General features: G+C 72.2%; 13 protein-coding genes and 1 pseudogene. 2 read left to right on the top strand and 12 right to left on the bottom strand.

What is annotated here, in order from left to right; genetic code table 11:
* Nucleotides 1-62 precede the first annotated feature (62 nt).
* A complete protein-coding gene (gene hemG / locus O1Q96_RS34500) occupies nt 63-1589 on the top strand; it encodes a protoporphyrinogen oxidase (protein WP_269251897.1) in 1527 nt (508 codons plus the stop codon).
* Nucleotides 1590-1593: 4 nt separating this feature from the next.
* Nucleotides 1594-2325 carry a hydrogen peroxide-dependent heme synthase gene (gene hemQ, locus O1Q96_RS34495; protein WP_269251896.1) on the top strand — a complete coding sequence of 244 codons (732 nt, stop codon included), beginning with the start codon at nt 1594-1596 and terminating at the stop codon, nt 2323-2325.
* A 40-nt stretch (nt 2326-2365) separates the two neighbouring features.
* On the opposite strand, the gene O1Q96_RS34490 is transcribed toward hemQ, so the two are convergent.
* The 12 genes and pseudogenes from O1Q96_RS34490 to O1Q96_RS34435 all read right to left on the bottom strand — a co-directional run bounded on the left by O1Q96_RS34490 (nt 2366) and on the right by O1Q96_RS34435 (nt 15770).
* The gene (locus O1Q96_RS34490; RefSeq protein WP_269251895.1) at nt 2366-3934 is read right to left on the bottom strand and encodes an alpha/beta hydrolase; all 1569 of its coding nucleotides are present in this window, start codon (nt 3932-3934) and stop codon (nt 2366-2368) included.
* 128 nt (nt 3935-4062) lie between these two features.
* The gene (locus O1Q96_RS34485) at nt 4063-4836 is read right to left on the bottom strand and encodes a TIGR04222 domain-containing membrane protein (protein WP_269251894.1); all 774 of its coding nucleotides are present in this window, start codon (nt 4834-4836) and stop codon (nt 4063-4065) included.
* A gap of 268 nt (nt 4837-5104) precedes the next feature.
* Nucleotides 5105-5866: pseudogene (locus O1Q96_RS34480) on the bottom strand (DUF4142 domain-containing protein); the annotation flags it as partial.
* 376 nt (nt 5867-6242) lie between these two features.
* Entirely contained in the window at nt 6243-7565 is a 1323-nt protein-coding gene (locus O1Q96_RS34475; protein WP_269251893.1) for an MbnB/TglH/ChrH family RiPP precursor modification enzyme, read from the bottom strand.
* A 167-nt stretch (nt 7566-7732) separates the two neighbouring features.
* Nucleotides 7733-8527 (bottom strand): DUF4142 domain-containing protein, encoded by a 795-nt coding sequence (locus O1Q96_RS34470; RefSeq protein WP_269251892.1) that lies wholly within the window; start codon nt 8525-8527, stop codon nt 7733-7735.
* Nucleotides 8528-8768: 241 nt separating this feature from the next.
* Nucleotides 8769-9500: a peptidyl-tRNA hydrolase gene (locus O1Q96_RS34465; protein WP_269251891.1), complete on the bottom strand. Its 732-nt coding sequence runs from the start codon at nt 9498-9500 to the stop codon at nt 8769-8771.
* Nucleotides 9497-10459 carry an aldo/keto reductase gene (locus O1Q96_RS34460; protein ID WP_269251890.1) on the bottom strand — a complete coding sequence of 321 codons (963 nt, stop codon included), beginning with the start codon at nt 10457-10459 and terminating at the stop codon, nt 9497-9499. Before O1Q96_RS34460 ends, O1Q96_RS34465 begins: the two co-directional genes overlap by 4 nt.
* Nucleotides 10460-10750: 291 nt before the next feature.
* Nucleotides 10751-12112, bottom strand: a complete 1362-nt coding sequence (locus O1Q96_RS34455) for a PhoX family protein (protein ID WP_269251889.1) — start codon at nt 12110-12112, stop codon at nt 10751-10753.
* A gap of 95 nt (nt 12113-12207) precedes the next feature.
* The gene (locus tag O1Q96_RS34450; protein WP_269251888.1) at nt 12208-13023 is read right to left on the bottom strand and encodes a slipin family protein; all 816 of its coding nucleotides are present in this window, start codon (nt 13021-13023) and stop codon (nt 12208-12210) included.
* Between the two features lie 126 nt (nt 13024-13149).
* Nucleotides 13150-14601: a SulP family inorganic anion transporter gene (locus tag O1Q96_RS34445; RefSeq protein ID WP_269251887.1), complete on the bottom strand. Its 1452-nt coding sequence runs from the start codon at nt 14599-14601 to the stop codon at nt 13150-13152.
* 53 nt (nt 14602-14654) lie between these two features.
* The gene (locus O1Q96_RS34440; protein ID WP_269251886.1) at nt 14655-15245 is read right to left on the bottom strand and encodes a carbonic anhydrase; all 591 of its coding nucleotides are present in this window, start codon (nt 15243-15245) and stop codon (nt 14655-14657) included.
* Nucleotides 15246-15395: 150 nt separating this feature from the next.
* Nucleotides 15396-15770 (bottom strand): hypothetical protein, encoded by a 375-nt coding sequence (locus O1Q96_RS34435; protein ID WP_269251885.1) that lies wholly within the window; start codon nt 15768-15770, stop codon nt 15396-15398.
* Nucleotides 15771-15788 lie beyond the last annotated feature (18 nt).

The following is a 15788-nucleotide window of genomic DNA, read 5'->3' as shown; positions in this document are numbered from 1 at the left end:
GACACCCCCGGCCGGCACCGGGGCCCGCGGGACTGTCGGCGGGGTCTGGGACAGTTGGGGACATGCACGCAGACACACGTACGGGCACGGGTCACGTCGTCGTCGTCGGGGGTGGCATCGCCGGTCTGGCCGCCGCCCACCGGCTGCTGGACGGCGGCGCGCGCGTGACCGTCCTGGAAGCCTCGGACCGGCTCGGCGGAAAGCTGCTGCCGGGCCGGATCGCGGGCGCCCGCGTCGATCTCGGCGCCGAGTCGATGCTCGCGCGACGGCCCGAGGCGGTGGCGCTCGCCCGCGAGGTGGGCCTCGCGGACCGGCTCAGGACACCGGCGACGGCGGGCGCCTCCCTCTGGACGCGCGGGGCACTGCGGCCCATGCCCAAGGGCCATGTCATGGGCGTCCCCGGGGACGCGGCCGCCCTCTCCGGGGTCCTCTCCGACGAGGGCCTGCGCAGGATCGAGCGCGACCGCGACCTGCCGCGCACCGAGGTCGGCGACGACGTGGCGGTGGGGGAGTTCGTCGCGGAGCGCCTCGGCCGCGAGGTCGTCGACCGACTCATCGAGCCCCTGCTCGGCGGGGTCTACGCGGGCGACGCGTACCGCATCTCGATGCGCTCGGCCGTCCCCCAGCTCTTCGAGGCGGCCCGCACGCACACCTCGCTCACGGAGGCGGTCCGCGAGATCCAGGCGAAGGCGGCGCGCAGCCAGCAGACGGGCCCGGTCTTCATGGGCATCGAGGGCGGCATCGGGCAGCTGCCGCTCGCCGTCGCCGAGTCGGTGCGCGCCCGGGGCGGCGAGATCGTCACGGGGGCGCCGGTCACGGAGCTGCGGCGGACCGAGGACGACTCGGCCGGGTCCTCGGGCGGCCCTGGCCACGGCGGGGCCGGACCGGACGGCGCCGAGCGTCCCGGGCGCTGGCGGGTCGTCGCGGGCGGCCGCGTGCTGTCGGCCGACGCCGTCGTCGTGGCGGTGCCCGCCGGGGCCGCGGCCGCACTGCTCGGCGCCGAGGCCCCGGCCGCCGCGGCCGAGCTCGCGACGGTCGAGTACGCGTCCATGGCGTTGATCACCCTCGCCTACCGCCGCAGTGACGTCTCCCTTCCCGAAGGGAGCGGATTTTTGGTGCCGCCGGTCGACGGGCGCACGATCAAGGCGTCGACGTTCGCCTCCCAGAAGTGGGGCTGGATCGCCGACGGGAACCCGGACGTGGTGGTCCTGCGGACGTCCGTCGGGCGGTACGGCGAGACGGAGATCCTCGGCCGCGAGGACCGGGACCTCGTCGACGTGTCACGGCACGACCTGCGCGAGGCCACCGGCCTGGCCGCGAAGCCCCTGGAGACCCGGGTGACGCGCTGGGACGACGGACTGCCCCAGTACCCGGTCGGGCACCACGCGCGCGTGGCCCGCATCCGCGAGCACGTCGCCGGACTGCCGGGCCTCGCCGTCTGCGGAGCGGCGTACGACGGCGTCGGCATCCCGGCGTGCGTGGCGAGCGCGAACGCCGCCGTGGACAGGCTGACCGGCGGCCGCGCGGGACTCACGGACGCGCTGATCGCGAACCCGGTGCAGAGCCTTCACGGCGGAGCGGGAGAATAGCCCCATGAGCGACGACGCCCCCACCACCGGCCAGGCCAGGACTCCGAACGCCGGCAAGAAGGCCAAGGACCTCAACGAGGTCATCCGTTACACCCTCTGGTCCGTGTTCAAGCTGCGCGATGTCCTGCCCGTGGACCGCGCCGGCTACGCGGACGAGGTGCAGGAGCTGTTCGACCAGCTCGCCGCCAAGGACGTCACGATCCGTGGCACGTACGACGTCTCGGGGCTGCGCGCCGACGCCGACCTCATGGTCTGGTGGCACGCCGAGACCGCCGACCAGCTCCAGGAGGCGTACAACCTCTTCCGCCGTACGAAGCTGGGCCGCGCCCTGGAGCCGGTCTGGTCGAACATGGCGCTGCACCGGCCGGCGGAGTTCAACCGCTCGCACATCCCGGCGTTCCTCGCCGACGAGACGCCGCGGAACTACATCAGCGTGTACCCGTTCGTCCGCTCCTACGACTGGTACCTGCTGCCGGACGAGGACCGTCGCCGGATGCTCGCCGACCACGGCAAGATGGCCCGCGGCTACCCGGACGTGCGCGCCAACACGGTCGCCTCGTTCTCCCTCGGCGACTACGAATGGCTCCTCGCCTTCGAGGCGGACGAGCTGTACCGCATCGTGGACCTCATGCGGCACCTGCGTGCCTCCGAGGCGCGGATGCACGTCCGTGAGGAGGTTCCCTTCTACACCGGGCGCCGCAAGTCCGTGGCCGAGCTGGTCGAGGGCCTCGCCTGACGAGCTCCGTGAGGGCTCGTCGTGCCGGTTCCCCGCGCCGCTAACGGGCCGGGACCGGCTCCTTGTGCGGCGCGCACACCGCGCGCCGCACCGGATGCCTTCCCTCCAGCAGATACGCGTCCAGGTGGGCGTTGACGCACGCGTTGTCCCCGCCGCCGATCCCGTGCGAGCCCGCCGCCTGCTCGGTGACGAGGGCCGAGCCGGACAACCGCCGGTGCATCTCCAGCGCGCCGGCGTACGGCGTCGCCGCGTCCCGCTCGGCGGCAAGGATCAGCGTCGGCGGCAGTTCCCCGGGGGCCGTCCGCACGTCGAGCGGCCGCCGGCGCGGCAGCGGCCAGTACGCGCAGGGCAGGTTCATCCAGACGTTGCTCCAGGTCTCGAAGGGCGCCACGCGTGCGAGACGCGTGTTGTCCCGGTCCCAGGTGTGCCACGCGCGCGGCCAGGGCGCGTCGTTGCACTCGACGGCCGTGTAGACGGCCTTGCCGTTCTCCTGCTCCTCCAGCGCGTCCGGATGCGGACCGGCCAGCCGGACCAGCGGTTTCGGGTCGCCCTTCAGATACGCGGAGAGCGCCAGCGCGCGCTGCGGCCAGTAGTCGTCGTAGTACCCGGCCTGCAGGAACGCGCTCTGGAGCTGCCCCGGCCCGACAGTGCCGCCCGCGGGCTCCGCCGCGAGCCGTGCCCGCGCCCGCTCGTAACTGCGCAGCACCTCCTCGGGCGTGCGGCCCAGCCCGTACACCTTGTCGTGCTTGGCGATCCAGGCGCGGAAGTCGGCCCAGCGGCCCTCGAAGGCGACCGACTGGTCGAGGTTGTTGCGGTACCAGACCTTCTCCGGGTCCGGGTCGACGGCCGAGTCGAGGACCATCCGGCGCACGTGCGAGGGGAACAGCTCCGCGTACAGGGCTCCGAAGTACGTGCCGTAGGACGCCCCCATGAAGGTCAGCCTCCGCTCGCCCAGGGCGGCACGCAGGACGTCCAGGTCACGGGCGTTGTTGATCGAGGAGAAGTGCCTGATCCCGCGGCCCGACCGCTCGACGCAGCCACGCGCGTACGCCTTCGCCCGTGCGACACGCTCCTTCTTGTACGACTCCGAGGGGTGCGTCGGTGACTGCGAAGGGCCCTTGAGGAGCTGTTTCGGGTCCTGGCAGGACAGCGGCGCCGAGCGGCCCACCCCGCGCGGGGCGTACCCGACGAGGTCGTACGCTGCCGCGATGCGTTTCCACTGCGGGATCATGCCGATCAGTGGGAAGTACATGCCGGACGCGCCGGGACCGCCCGGGTTGAAGACGAGCGCGCCCTGCCGCGGCACGGACCGCTTCCCGTCCTTGCCGGTGGCCCTCACCCGGCTGACGGTCAGCTTGATCTGCTTGCCGTCGGGGTGCGCGTAGTCGAGCGGGACGCTCACCGTGCCGCACTGCAGGGTGGCCGGGCCGTCCTGGTCCTTCGAGCACGTCCCGAAGCGGATGCCGTCGTCGGCGGCGCGCTCGGCGGCGACCGCCGTGCCGTGCCGTTCGGCCCAGCCGGACGGCGTCTGGGCGCTGCCAGCGGGCGCGGCGACGACAGCGGTCAGGACCAGGGACCCGGCTGTTCCGTAGAGGACGGCAGCTCTCATCGCTTTCCCTTCAGTGCACGGCAGCAACAAAAGGGATGTTTCGTTCGGTACTTGGCGAAGTAAAGCACCGGCCCGTGGATGTCGGCCCAAGCACCCCGATGCGCGCCCCACGCGCGCCCGGAGCGCCCTCAGGCGTGCGGCTCGCGGTGCCCGAAGGCCGCCCGCAGATCCGGTTCGCCGACCGCGCGGATTCCGCGTACGGCCACGGTGGTGAGGTACGTACGGTCGTCACTGCCGGTGTCCGCGCGGCAGGTCAGGGAGCTCAGCAGGTGCTGTCCGGCCGGGGACGCCCAGCGGGTGTAGGGGTGGACCTCGATCCGGGCGATGGCGAGGCAGCTCAGGGTGAGGATCAGGGGGAGCGTGAACCAGACGGCCACCAGCGCCCGCTCCTCCTGGGCCTGAGCGGGCATCAGCAGCGCGATCGAGCCCAGCACCAGCACGGCCGCCGCGGCCGACCGGACCTGGCGCACCGCGTCCGCGACGGTGGTGCGCGTGCCGTCCGGCACGGCGAGGCCCGCCGCGACGAGACGGTCGGCGAGGACACGTACGGACTCCGCGGCGGCCGCGCTCGTACGGACCGGCGCTATCCGTGACTGCCCGTCGGGGCCTATCGCACCCAGCACCGAGCGCTCCATCTCGTCCCGGCCGCGCGGGTCCACGACGGTCGCCCAGCCCGTGTGGGCGAGCAGCAGCCGGCGCTGGCGGGCCATCGACACGAGTGTCAGGTCGGCGACCCGCGCGGGGCCGCCCGACAGGAACGCCGCCTCGTAGAGCGTCAGAGCGCGCTCGTGGGAGGCGTGCGGGTCGTCCGCGGCGGCGGCGCGGACGGAGGCCAGGCACAGGCGCGTACAGGTCGTACCGGCCGCGACCCAGGCCAGGAGAAGGAGGAGGACCCAGAGCATGCGGGATTTCTATGCGACGAGGGCCCGGCCGCGCCATGGCTTGTTCACATTTTGGACGAAGCGTCCTCGCTGTGTGACGTTTCGTTTCGGTGCCCTCCGGTTGCTAGGGCTTCTTGTCGCTGTCCTGCGCCCTGTCCTGCGCCGCGTCCTTCGGCTTCGCCGCGCTGTCGTCCTCCTCCTCCGCCTCCTCCTGCCGCGTCTTCTGCCCGTCCTTCGCCCCGTCCCCGGATTCGGGGTTCCGGGTCTCCTTCGGTCCCGCGGAGGAGACGTCCGTCGGCCGGCTGGTCGCGGCCGGCGGCAGGGAGTAGGTCGGCGAGGGGGAGGGCGAGGCCGGAACGGGCGGACTGGGTGAGGCCTGCGGCCCGGGCGGCGCGGGGGAACTGGTGAGCGGGGGCACGCTCGCGGAGGCCGCGTCTCGGGCCAGGGACTCGAAGTCGACGAGACCGGTGGCCTCCAGGACCGTGATGTGGTCCAGCACCGTGGTGTTCGCGTCGTCGGCCAGTTCACGGACGAGCGAGTTGCGGGTGTTCGCGCGCACCTGGGCGACCAGGCCGAACACCTTGCCGTGCGCGCTGCGGAGGATGTTCGCGAACTGCGTGTCGTACTCCCCGCCCCGTGCCGCGCTCAGCGTGTCGAGCCACGCCTGCTGCTGCTCGGTGGGCTGGTTGGGCAGTTCGAGGCCGAGCCGCGCGGCCACGGCACGTACGCGCTCGTCCAGGAACGTGTGGCCCTCGACGAGGTGTTCGCCCGCCGTCTTCACGGCCCGGGTGGTGCCGCGTTCCTCCGCCTGCTGGCCGGCGGGCAGCTCCCACAGGCCCGCGAGCCGGACCTTCGTGACGAAGTCGCGGTCCAGCGCGGACAGCGGGCCGTATCCCGTCGACACGGTCTCGGCGTTCAGCGTGTCCACGCCCGTGCCCGACCGGTCCGCGTACGACCAGATCGGGAAGACCAGCGCCACGAGGGTCGCCGTCAGACCGGCGACGATGAGCCCGGTGCCGCTGAACAGCCCGCGGCTGTTGATGGATCGCATGGTGCCTCCTGTTGCGGCACCGCACGTTAGTGCGCTTCTGGATGGGGGTTGGCATATTACTTCGTGGAGTACGCCAACTGCGGTACGGGTTCGGACGAAACGAGTACACGGCAGGACGGGGCGGCGGGAGCGGTGTTTTCGCTGGTGGGAAAGGCCCGAGGGGAGCTGTCCGGTGACCTTCGGGGCCTTGCCCGCGTCATGTGGGTGCGGGCGGTTCCGAAGGCCTGCTGGGTGCGCGCCCGCGCGGCCCGGCCCGCGCAGGGTGCCGCTGAGCAGGCACGAAACCCGCTTTCCTGTACGGAACCGGCATCCCTGTCACCCCGGGTGAGCGACATCACGCGTGACGAACGCCCCTACGCTCCCCGTCGACCGGTTCTCAACGCCTCAGCAGGACCCGTCGCGTGGCGCGTGCCAGCCGGGCCGCCGGGCGCTGCGACAGCGGGGCGGAGCCCGACCGCTCCAGCCACCAGTCGCTCAGCTTCCGGCGCACGTCCCCGTCCTCGACGTGTCCGGCGAACAGCAGGTGCTCGGCGAAGTCCAGGGCGTCCCGCCGGTAGCCGTCGGTCATCGGGTGGCCGTGCGCGTACGCCAGGAACGCCGTCCGGTAGCCGCCCGCCAGGATCTCCGGCAGTTCCGGGGCGACCTTGGCCACGACGTCCGCCCGCTTGCCCGCCAGCGCCCGGGCCTGCACGGCCAGCCGGGGCCGGTCGAACCCCTCGGGCACCGGCGTCCCCGCGACGAGCGCGGACAGCAGGGCGGCCTGCGTCAGGGCGAGGCGCTGGCGGGCCGGGTCGGTGGACGGCGCCTCCTTCGGGCCGTCCCGGAGGGCCTCTTGGGCGCTGCCGGACCTCGCGGGCGCGCCACCCAAGGCCACGGCCCCCTTCTCCACCGTCTCCCGTATCGCCGTCAGCTCGCGCTCCAGCTCGGCCGGCTCGGGGAAGTTCTCGTCACGCTCCAGGAGCACGCCCGGCGGGCGGACCCGGGAGGCCAGGTCGGCGAGGACGTCGAGGACCGCCGCAGGCACCGCGTGCGCGTGGCTGTCGTGCCAGACACCGTCGCGCTGGAAGCCGCCGGCGACGTGGACGTACGCGATGGCCTCGACGGGCAGTTCGTCCAGGGCCGCGGCGGGGTCCTCGCCGCGGTTGACGTGGTTGGTGTGGAGGTTGGCCACGTCGATGAGCAGCCGGACACCGGTCCGGTCGACCAGGTCGTACAGGAACTGGCCCTCGGTCATCTCCTCGCCGGGCCAGGAGATCAGCGCCGCGATGTTCTCCACCGCGAGCGGTACCGGCAGCGCGTCCTGGGCGATCCGGATGTTCTCGCACAGGACGTCGAGGGCGTCCCGGGTGCGGGGGACGGGCAGCAGGTGCCCGGCCTCCAGGAGGGGCGAGGCGGTGAGCGCCCCGCCCGCCCGGACGAACGCGATGTGCTCGGTGACCAGCGGGGCACCGAGGGCCTCGGCGCAGGCCGCCAGGTCGGCGAGTTTTGACTCGTCCGGCCGGTCCGCGCCGCCGAGCCCCAGTGACACCCCGTGCGGAACCACCGTGACGCCGCGCTCACGCAGCCGCACCAGCGATTCGGGGAGATGCCCCGGGCAGACGTTCTCGGCGACCGCCTCGACCCAGTCGATGCCGGGCATGCGCTCCACGGCGTCGGCGATCTCCGGCCGCCACCCGATTCCCGTACCCAAGTGCTGCATGGTCCCCCTCCTTCACCACGGTTTCACCAGGACCTGTGTGTCGTCTCCTTCGACGGACCTGTGTTCCGGCGTGACGGAGTCATGGCCCCGGCGAGCGGGGCCGAACCCATCGGTGGGGACGTTCAGAGCAACATTTGAGGTTCGGACGGACGGGTGGCGGCTCCCTGCTACTGCGGAGAGGCGGAGGCGTCCGGGTCCCCGGGATCGGGCCGGTTCGTGTTGACCGTGCCGGGCTCGCCGGGCGACGGGCTCGACGAGGTCTCGACGTTCCCGGTGGCCTCCGCGGGCGGAGCCGCGCCAGGGGTCACCCCGGCGACAGGCGGCGGCGGACCGCTCGGGCTGGCCGTCGCCCCGGCCACCGAGTCGTTCGCGATCGCCTCGAAGTCGACCGCTCCGGTCTTCTCCAGCACCGTGATGTGGTCGAGCACGGTCTGGTTGGCGTCCGAGGCGAGCTGCCGCACCAGCGAGTTGCGCGTCTGGTTCCGTACCGCCCCGATCGCCGGGAAGATCTTGCCGTGCGCGGAGCGAAGCAGGTTCGCCCACACCTTCTCGTAGTCCTTGCCGCTCGCGGCGGTCATCTGGTTCAGCCAGCCCTGCTGCTGTTCGGTGGGCTGGTTCGGCAGCTCGACGCCGAGGTCACGCGCGACCACCCGTACCCGCTTGTCGAGGTCGGTGTGGCCGACGATCAGGTGGTCGGCCGCCTCCCTCATCGCGCCACTGGGCGTCCGCTCCAGTGCCTGCTGGGCGGCGGGCAGTTCCCACAGCCCGGCCAGCCGCACACGGACGATCAGGTCGCGGTCCGTGGCGGTCAGCGGGCCCCAGCGTGTGGGCACGGTCCCGGCGGCGAGGTTCGCCGGCCCCGTGCCGGCGCGGTCGGCGTACGACCACACGGGGAACGCGAGCGCGCCGAGAGTTCCGACGAGTGCCACGATGACGAGGGCCGTGCCATTGATACGCCGCAAAGGTGCCTCCCGGGTTACACCAACTGGTCGTTGGGGATCTGTACTTGGCCAGCGCCAGAAGATACGTACGGGGCGGCGGAGGTGTTCAATGACCGGTGTCAGCTCCGTCACAGTCGCCGACGGGGTTCGGCCGGGCAGCGACCTGCCGGCCGGGCGCCGAACCTGCCGACCGGTGTGTACGGTGCCCGGCCCGTTCGGCGCCGCCGCCCAGCCGTGTCGTGGTCCGGCCTCCCGCGGAACGTCAGTGCGTCCGGGGCCGGTCGAGACGCAGGGCCGGATGGTCGGCGACCACCGTGCAGGAACCCGGCGCGATCTCCGTGAAGCCCGCGTCGCGCACCAGGGGCAGCCCGCTCGTGGTGAGCCCGTCCCACCGCTCGGCACCCGCCGTGCGGACGGCGAGCGGGAAGCCCGCCTCGCGCCAGGCCGTGCGGTCCTCCTGCGTCAGCTCCCACCAGGCGAGCTGGGCGCCGTGGCCCGCCTGGGCCATCGCCTTGCCGGCCGACATGTCCAGACCGGGGCTCAGCCACAGCACGGGCGTGGCCGCGTCGACGTCCGCCGGCGGCTCCGGGTCGTCGAGGTCCGTGCCCGACACCTGGAGGCGGGCCAGATCCTTGGGCCACCCGTCCAAGGGCACCGGGGGGAAGACGCGGACCTCGGCCGACTTGCCGGTGACGGTGATGCCGGGCAGCGCCTCCGCCCGGCGCCACTCGGCGCCGCGCGCCCGCCGGACGACCTTGCGGATCCGGGCGTCCTGCCAGTCCCGCACGGCCTGTGCCCACTCCCCGTCGCCGAACGACCGCTCGTCACTCAGGAGGACCAGGACGGCGCGGGCCGCGCTCTCCAGGGCGTCCGTCCGCGCGGGGGGTTCGTTGCGTTCGATACGGACGACCAGGGGCAGCACGAACTGCGGTGCCTCGTCGCGGGCGGTGCGTTCGTGCCGGAAGGGGCTGTCCTGTGTTCCGTCGCTGCTCACGTGCTCAGTCTGCCAGGAGGGGGGTGGGGGGCCGGGGGTGGTGACGTGCGGGTCCGGCGAGGCCGGTCGCGCCGTTCCCCGCCCCCGAGGACAAAGGACTGCGCCGCGTTCAGGCGGGACAGTTCCTCCGGGGACAGGTTCAGGCTCGCCGCGGCGGCCGAGTCGCGGATCGTCTCCGGGCGGGAGGACCCCGGAATCGGGATCGTCACAGGCGCCTTCGCGAGGATCCAGGCCAGGCACACCTGCTGCGGGCTCACCCCGCGCTCGCGCGCCACGTCCGCGAAGACGGCGAAACGCGAACCCAGCTCGCGGGCCTGCGAGATGCCGCCCAGCGGACTCCACGGCAGGAACGCGATGCCGAGTTCCGCGCACAGCTCCAACTCCGGCTCGCTGGAACGGAACGCGGGCGAGAACTGGTTCTGCACGCTGACCAGCCGGCCGCCGAGGATCTCGTTGGCCTGACGGATCTGATCGGGGTTCGCGTTGGAGATGCCCGCGAGACGGATCTTGCCCGCGTCCAGCAGATCGCGGATCGCGCCGACCGACTCCGCGTAGGGGACCTTCGGGTCCGGCCGGTGGAACTGGTAGAGACCGATGGCCTCGACACCGAGCCGCCCGAGCGAGGCGTCGCAGGCCTTCTTGAGGTACTCCGGCGAACCGTCCAGCGTCCAGGAGCCGTCTCCCGGGCGAAGATGACCGCCCTTCGTCGCGATCAGCACGTCCGAGGTGTCGCCGCCGTACCCGGCCACCGCGCGGGCTATCAGGGACTCGTTGTGACCGACCTCGTGGGCGTCCCGGTGGTAGGCGTCGGCGGTGTCGATCAGGGTGACACCCGCGTCGAGCGCCGCGTGGACGGCCGCGACCGAACGCTCGTCGTCCGGCCGCCCCTCGATGGACATCGGCATACCGCCCAGACCGATCGCTCCGACCTGGACGTCACCGAGGGTGCGTGTCTGCATGGAGGTTCCTCCTGGGGGTCGTTCGGTACGTCCCAGCCTCCACCGTGGATTTTGCGCCGTCCAACAGGAGAATCCGATCGCTCTGAGCAGTGGCGGTGATGAATCGGCTCGGACCGGCTCCGACACCGTCACGAACCGGTACCCGCGCTCGTGCGGCCCGGGAACGATCGTGCGCAGGGCCTTCTCACCACGTGACGCCGACCGGACACGTCGGAACACCCGGTCAACGTCACCATCGTGTCGAGAGGGGTGAGCCCCGCCGCCGCGCGCGGCGCGGCGGGGCACGGGGAGCTACCTGCGCCAGGGGCCCGTCACCGCGAACGTCGTCCCCGGGGCGTAGCAGTTCACGTACATCGTCCTGCCGTCGGGCGAGAAGGCGACGCCCGCGAACTCACCCCACTCCGGGGCGTCCGGTGTCCCGATGTTCTGCCGGTTGCGGGCCATCGGGTACACCTCGCCGCGCCGGGTCACGCCGTACACGTGCTGCACGCCCCCGCCGTCCTCGCACACCATGAGGCCGCCGCTCGGGGCGAGGCAGATGTTGTCGGGGGACTCACCGGGCATCTGCACGTCGGTGTCGGGGCCGAAGACGATCACCAGCGTGAGCCGGCGGGCCTCGGGGTCGTACCGCCAGATCTGGCCGAAGTGGTCGGCCGCCGACCCCTCGCTGCTGTGGGCGAACGACGAGACGAAGTAGACGGACCTCCCACCCCAGTAACAGCCCTCCAGCTTCTGGGCATGGGTGACGCCCTTGCGGCCGAAGTCCTGGAAGCGGATGGCGGTCTCGGCGGCGAGCGGATCCGGTACGTCCACCCACTCGACGCGGTCGAAGGTCGCCCCCGTCTCCTGGATCGAGGACAGGTCCGGTACGCCCGGCACACGCATCGCCTGGAGCCGGCCGCCCGCACGGAGTGAACCGCGGCCGCCCTCGGGCTTCTTGGGCAGGAAGCGGTAGAAGAGACCGAAGGGCTTCTCGAAGGCGTCCTCCGTCTCGTAGACGACACCGCGCTTCGGGTCGACGGCCACCGCCTCGTGCTGGAAACGGCCCATGGCGGTCAGCGGGACCGCTCCCGTGCGGCGCGGGTCCGACGGGTCGACCTCGAAGATGAAGCCGTGGTCCTTGGTGTAGCCGTTCGTGCCGGCCTTGTCCTCCGTCTCCTCGCAGGTCAGCCAGGTGCCCCAAGGGGTGGGTCCGCCCGCGCAGTTGACTGCCGTGCCGGCGATCGCCACCCGCTCGCCGACCACGCTCCCGTGCGCGTCGAGGGTCAGTGAGGTGCAGCCGCCCTTGCCCATCGGGTCGTAGGTGAGGCCCTCGACCGTGGGGACCGGGATCCTTCCGGTGGCGCGGTTCTCGTGGTTACGGACCAGGTGGACGCGGCCGTGTCTGCCGCCGAAGGCGGCCATGCCGTCGTGGTTGCTCGGCACCCGGCCCTCGCCGGAGAGGAGCGCGTCGCCCTCGCGGGACAGCACCCGGTAGCGGAAACCTTTCGGCAGATCCAGCAGGCCTTCCGGATCGGGGAGCAGGGGGCCGTATCCGGAGTGGCCCAGCGCGGCGGCCGTACCCGTGAAGAGCTCCGACACGGCTCCGGTGAAGGCGATGCCCACTCCCAGGGCACCGGAGCGGGCGAGCACCTCGCGTCGTGTTGCGGACATGGGGCAACCTTCCTGTTGGCGGACAGGAGAACGTGACCCGCCTGTGTGTATCACGCGGTCACCAGCGCGTGAACCACGCGCGTAGCGTGGCGTTCTCACGATGCGTCAGATGACCCGTATGGCGGGGGAGTTGGGCTCTGGGGCTGGTGGGGCTGCTGTGCCCGCTCCAGGAACCGCAGCAGTTCGACCGGGAAGGGCAGGACGAGCGTGGAGTTCTTCTCGGCCGCGACGGCCACCACCGTCTGCAGCAGCCGCAGTTGGAGCGCGGCCGGCTGCTCGGACATCACCCCGGCGGCCTCCGCCAGCTTCCTCGACGCCTGGAGTTCCGCGTCGGCGTTGATGATCCGGGCCCGCCGCTCGCGGTCGGCCTCCGCCTGGCGTGCCATGGACCGCTTCATCGTCTCCGGCAGCGACACGTCCTTGATCTCGACGCGGTCGATGGAGACGCCCCAGTCCACCGCCGGACTGTCGATCATCAGCTCCAGGCCCTGGTTGAGCTTCTCGCGGTTCGACAGGAGGTCGTCGAGATCGCTCTTGCCGATGATCGAGCGCAGTGACGTCTGCGCCATCTGCGAGACCGCGAAGCGGTAGTCCTCGACCCGGATGATCGCGTGCGACGCGTCGACCACCTTGAAGTAGACGACGGCGTCGACGCGCACGGTGACGTTGTCCCGGGTGATGCCCTCCTGCGCCGGCACGGGCATCGTCACGATCTGCATGTTCACCTTGTGCAGCCGGTCGACCCCGGGGACCACCAGGGTGAACCCCGGACCGCGCGGCTCCCCGCGCAGGCGCCCGAGCCTGAGGACCACGCCCCGCTCGTACTGCTTGACGACCCGGGCGGCCGCCGCGAGGTACACGGCACCGACGGACGCGGCCGTCGCTGCCGCGACCAGGAGTTCCTCGACCATGACGACCTCTTCCCGTCGTCCGAGCCGTCACGTGTGTGGTGGTTCCCACGATACGCCCGGGTGTGCACGACGGGACCGGCCCGGGACTCCGGTGAGCCTCGGGCCGGTCCTGTGCGCGCATGGCGGCTACGGGGCCGTGACCTTCACCGGCTCCGTCCCCTTCGCGCTGTGCCGCTCGGCCCAGTGCTCCAGGGCCGTCCGGCACGCGTGGTCCAGGTGGTGCAGCCCCGACAGGTTCAGCTCGACCGGCCGGTCCTGGGGCAGCGCCTCCAGGTTGTCGAGGATCTTCGGCAGCCGCAGGAAGGTGGCGTTGCCCGACAGGTACGCCTGCACCGGACCCGCCCCCTTGTCTATGACCTCCAGCTTGATGTGCGAGGCCTCCCACGCTGTCTTGGCCACCGCGAGGGCGAGCCCGATCAGGACACCCTCGAACATGCTCACCGCGACGATCGACACGGCCGTGACGACGAGGATCAGCGCCTCGCCCCGGTGCTCGCGCCACAGCGTCGCGATCCCGCGCAGCGGAATCAGCTTCCAGCCCGCGTGCACCAGGATGCCCGCGAGCGCCGGCAGCGGAATGTAGGCGAGCACGGCCGGCAGCAGCGCCGCGAACAGCAGCAGCCACACGCCGTGCATCACCCGGGACGCCTTCGTCCGAGCGCCCGCGGACACGTTCGCCGAGCTGCGCACGATCACGGCGGTCATCGGCAGCGCGCCGAGCAGCCCGCAGACCGTGTTGCCCGCGCCCTGCGCCATCAGTTCCTTGTCGTACTCGGTGCGGGGTCCGTCGTGCAGCCGGTCCACGGCGGCCGCGCTGAACAGCGACTCGGCCGAGGCGATCAGCACGAAGGCCAGGACCGTGCCGAGCACGGCCAGGTTCGCCAGCTGACCGACAGCGTCGAGCCCCGGCAGCTGGACCGAGTCCAGCAGGCCCTGCACCTCGACGGTCGCCACGGGCAGGTCGAACACCAGCGTCGCGAGCGTGGCGAGAGCCACCGCGGCGAGCGCCCCCGGCACCGTACGGACCTTCTTCGGCAGGTGCTTCCACAGCACGAGCACGGCGACGGTCGCGGCGCCGAGCCCGAAGGAGATCAGCGCCGTGGTGGACCCGGCGGAGTCGGCGACCAGCCCCGGCAGCCCGGCGAGCTTGCCCAGGCCCGAGGCGGGGGCTTCCATGCCGGCCACCGAGTAGAGCTGGCCCGCGATCAGGACCAGTCCGATACCCGCCAGCATGCCCTCGACGACGGCCACCGAGATGGCCCGGAAGTACCGCCCGAGCTTCATCGCGCCCATGGCGAGCTGGATCAGACCCGTGGCCAGCACGATGACCCCGAGCACGGCCAGTCCGTACTCGCGCACCGCCTCGAAGACGAGCACGGTCAGACCCGCGGCCGGGCCCGAGACCTGCAGGCTGCTGCCGGGCAGCAGTCCGGTGACGAGACCGCCCACGATCCCGGTGATCAGGCCGAGTTCGGCGGGCACGCCCGAGGCCACGGCCACGCCCACGCACAGCGGCAGAGCCACCAGGAAGACCACGAGTGACGCGGCGAAGTCCTGCCGCAGATGAGGGAACTTCATTCGCCTGCCCGTGCTCGTCCGGTCGGTGGTCGCGGGGGTGCTCGTCGTGCCGCTCACAGCGCCTCGAAGGAGTCGGAGCGGACGTCGTGCGCGAGCACGGAACCGGTGTGGACCTCGTAGAACCAGCCGTGCAGGCGGAGTTGACCACCGGCCAGCCTGCGTTCCACGCACGGGTACGAGCGCAGGCGCAGCAGTTGCGTCAGGACGTGGTTCTGTACGGCGTCGGCGACGGCCGGGTCCTCGACGGTGCCCTCGGGGCGGGGCGTCGAGTGGGTGAGCCAGTCGCGCACGGCCGGTACGGCGGTCAGGTCGTCGCCGCGTACCAGCGCGCCGACGGCGCCGCAGTGGGAGTGGCCGCAGACGACGATGTCCGCGACTCCGAGCACCTCCACCGCGTACTCGATGGTGGCAGCCTCACTGGTGGGCTGCGTGGAGGTGTGTGGGGGGACCACGTTGCCCGCGGTGCGCAGTTCGAAGAGCTCACCGGGCCGGGCTCCGGTGATCAGGGCCGGGACGACCCGCGAGTCGGAGCAGGTGATGAACAGGACCTGCGGGGACTGGCCTTCGGCGAGGCGGGCGAACTCCTCCGGGCGGTCCGCGGACTGCTGGTGGAAGGAGCGGGCGTGATCGATGAGGGGCTGCATGTGTCAGTTCCTCCTGGCGCGTGTGAGGACGCGTCGGCTTACAAAACGGAGCGCATGCGGGTACGGCGACATGACCCCACGTCGACGCGCTCGGCGGACGTGGCGTGGTGAGGGTGGGTCAGTCGGAGTCGCTTCGTCCCGATGGTGGGGTCAGCAGCGGAAAACCTGGAGTGCCGCTGTGGAGTGGCCTGCCGAGGATCTCGTGGCACGGTGGTGCGCCGCGGGCGCGGCGGTGTGCGACGGATCCTCGTGACCGGCCGTCAGGTCCCCGCAGAGCGGGGGACGGGCCGACGGCTGGGGTACGTGGTCCGCGACCCGGACGCGGTCGCGGGTGCGCAGGGGAGTGGCCGGGCCGTGCGAGTGCGCGGCCTTGCCACAGGTGACGAACTCGGCCCCGCCCTCGGAGCCCGTGAACTGCGTCGTGTGCGCGGATGCGAACGCCGTGGTGGGCGCGGAGAACTGGAGGGCCAGCAGGACGGCGGCGAGAACGGCGAACAGTGTCCGGGCCGTTGTACCTCGTCGCATGGTCCTCCTCTCGGCCGG

Origin of the sequence: Streptomyces aurantiacus (genome assembly GCF_027107535.1) — a bacterium.
Lineage (GTDB): Bacteria > Actinomycetota > Actinomycetes > Streptomycetales > Streptomycetaceae > Streptomyces.
The sequence above is the reverse complement of the archived record's forward strand: the minus strand, read 5'-3'. Positions and strand labels throughout refer to the sequence as shown.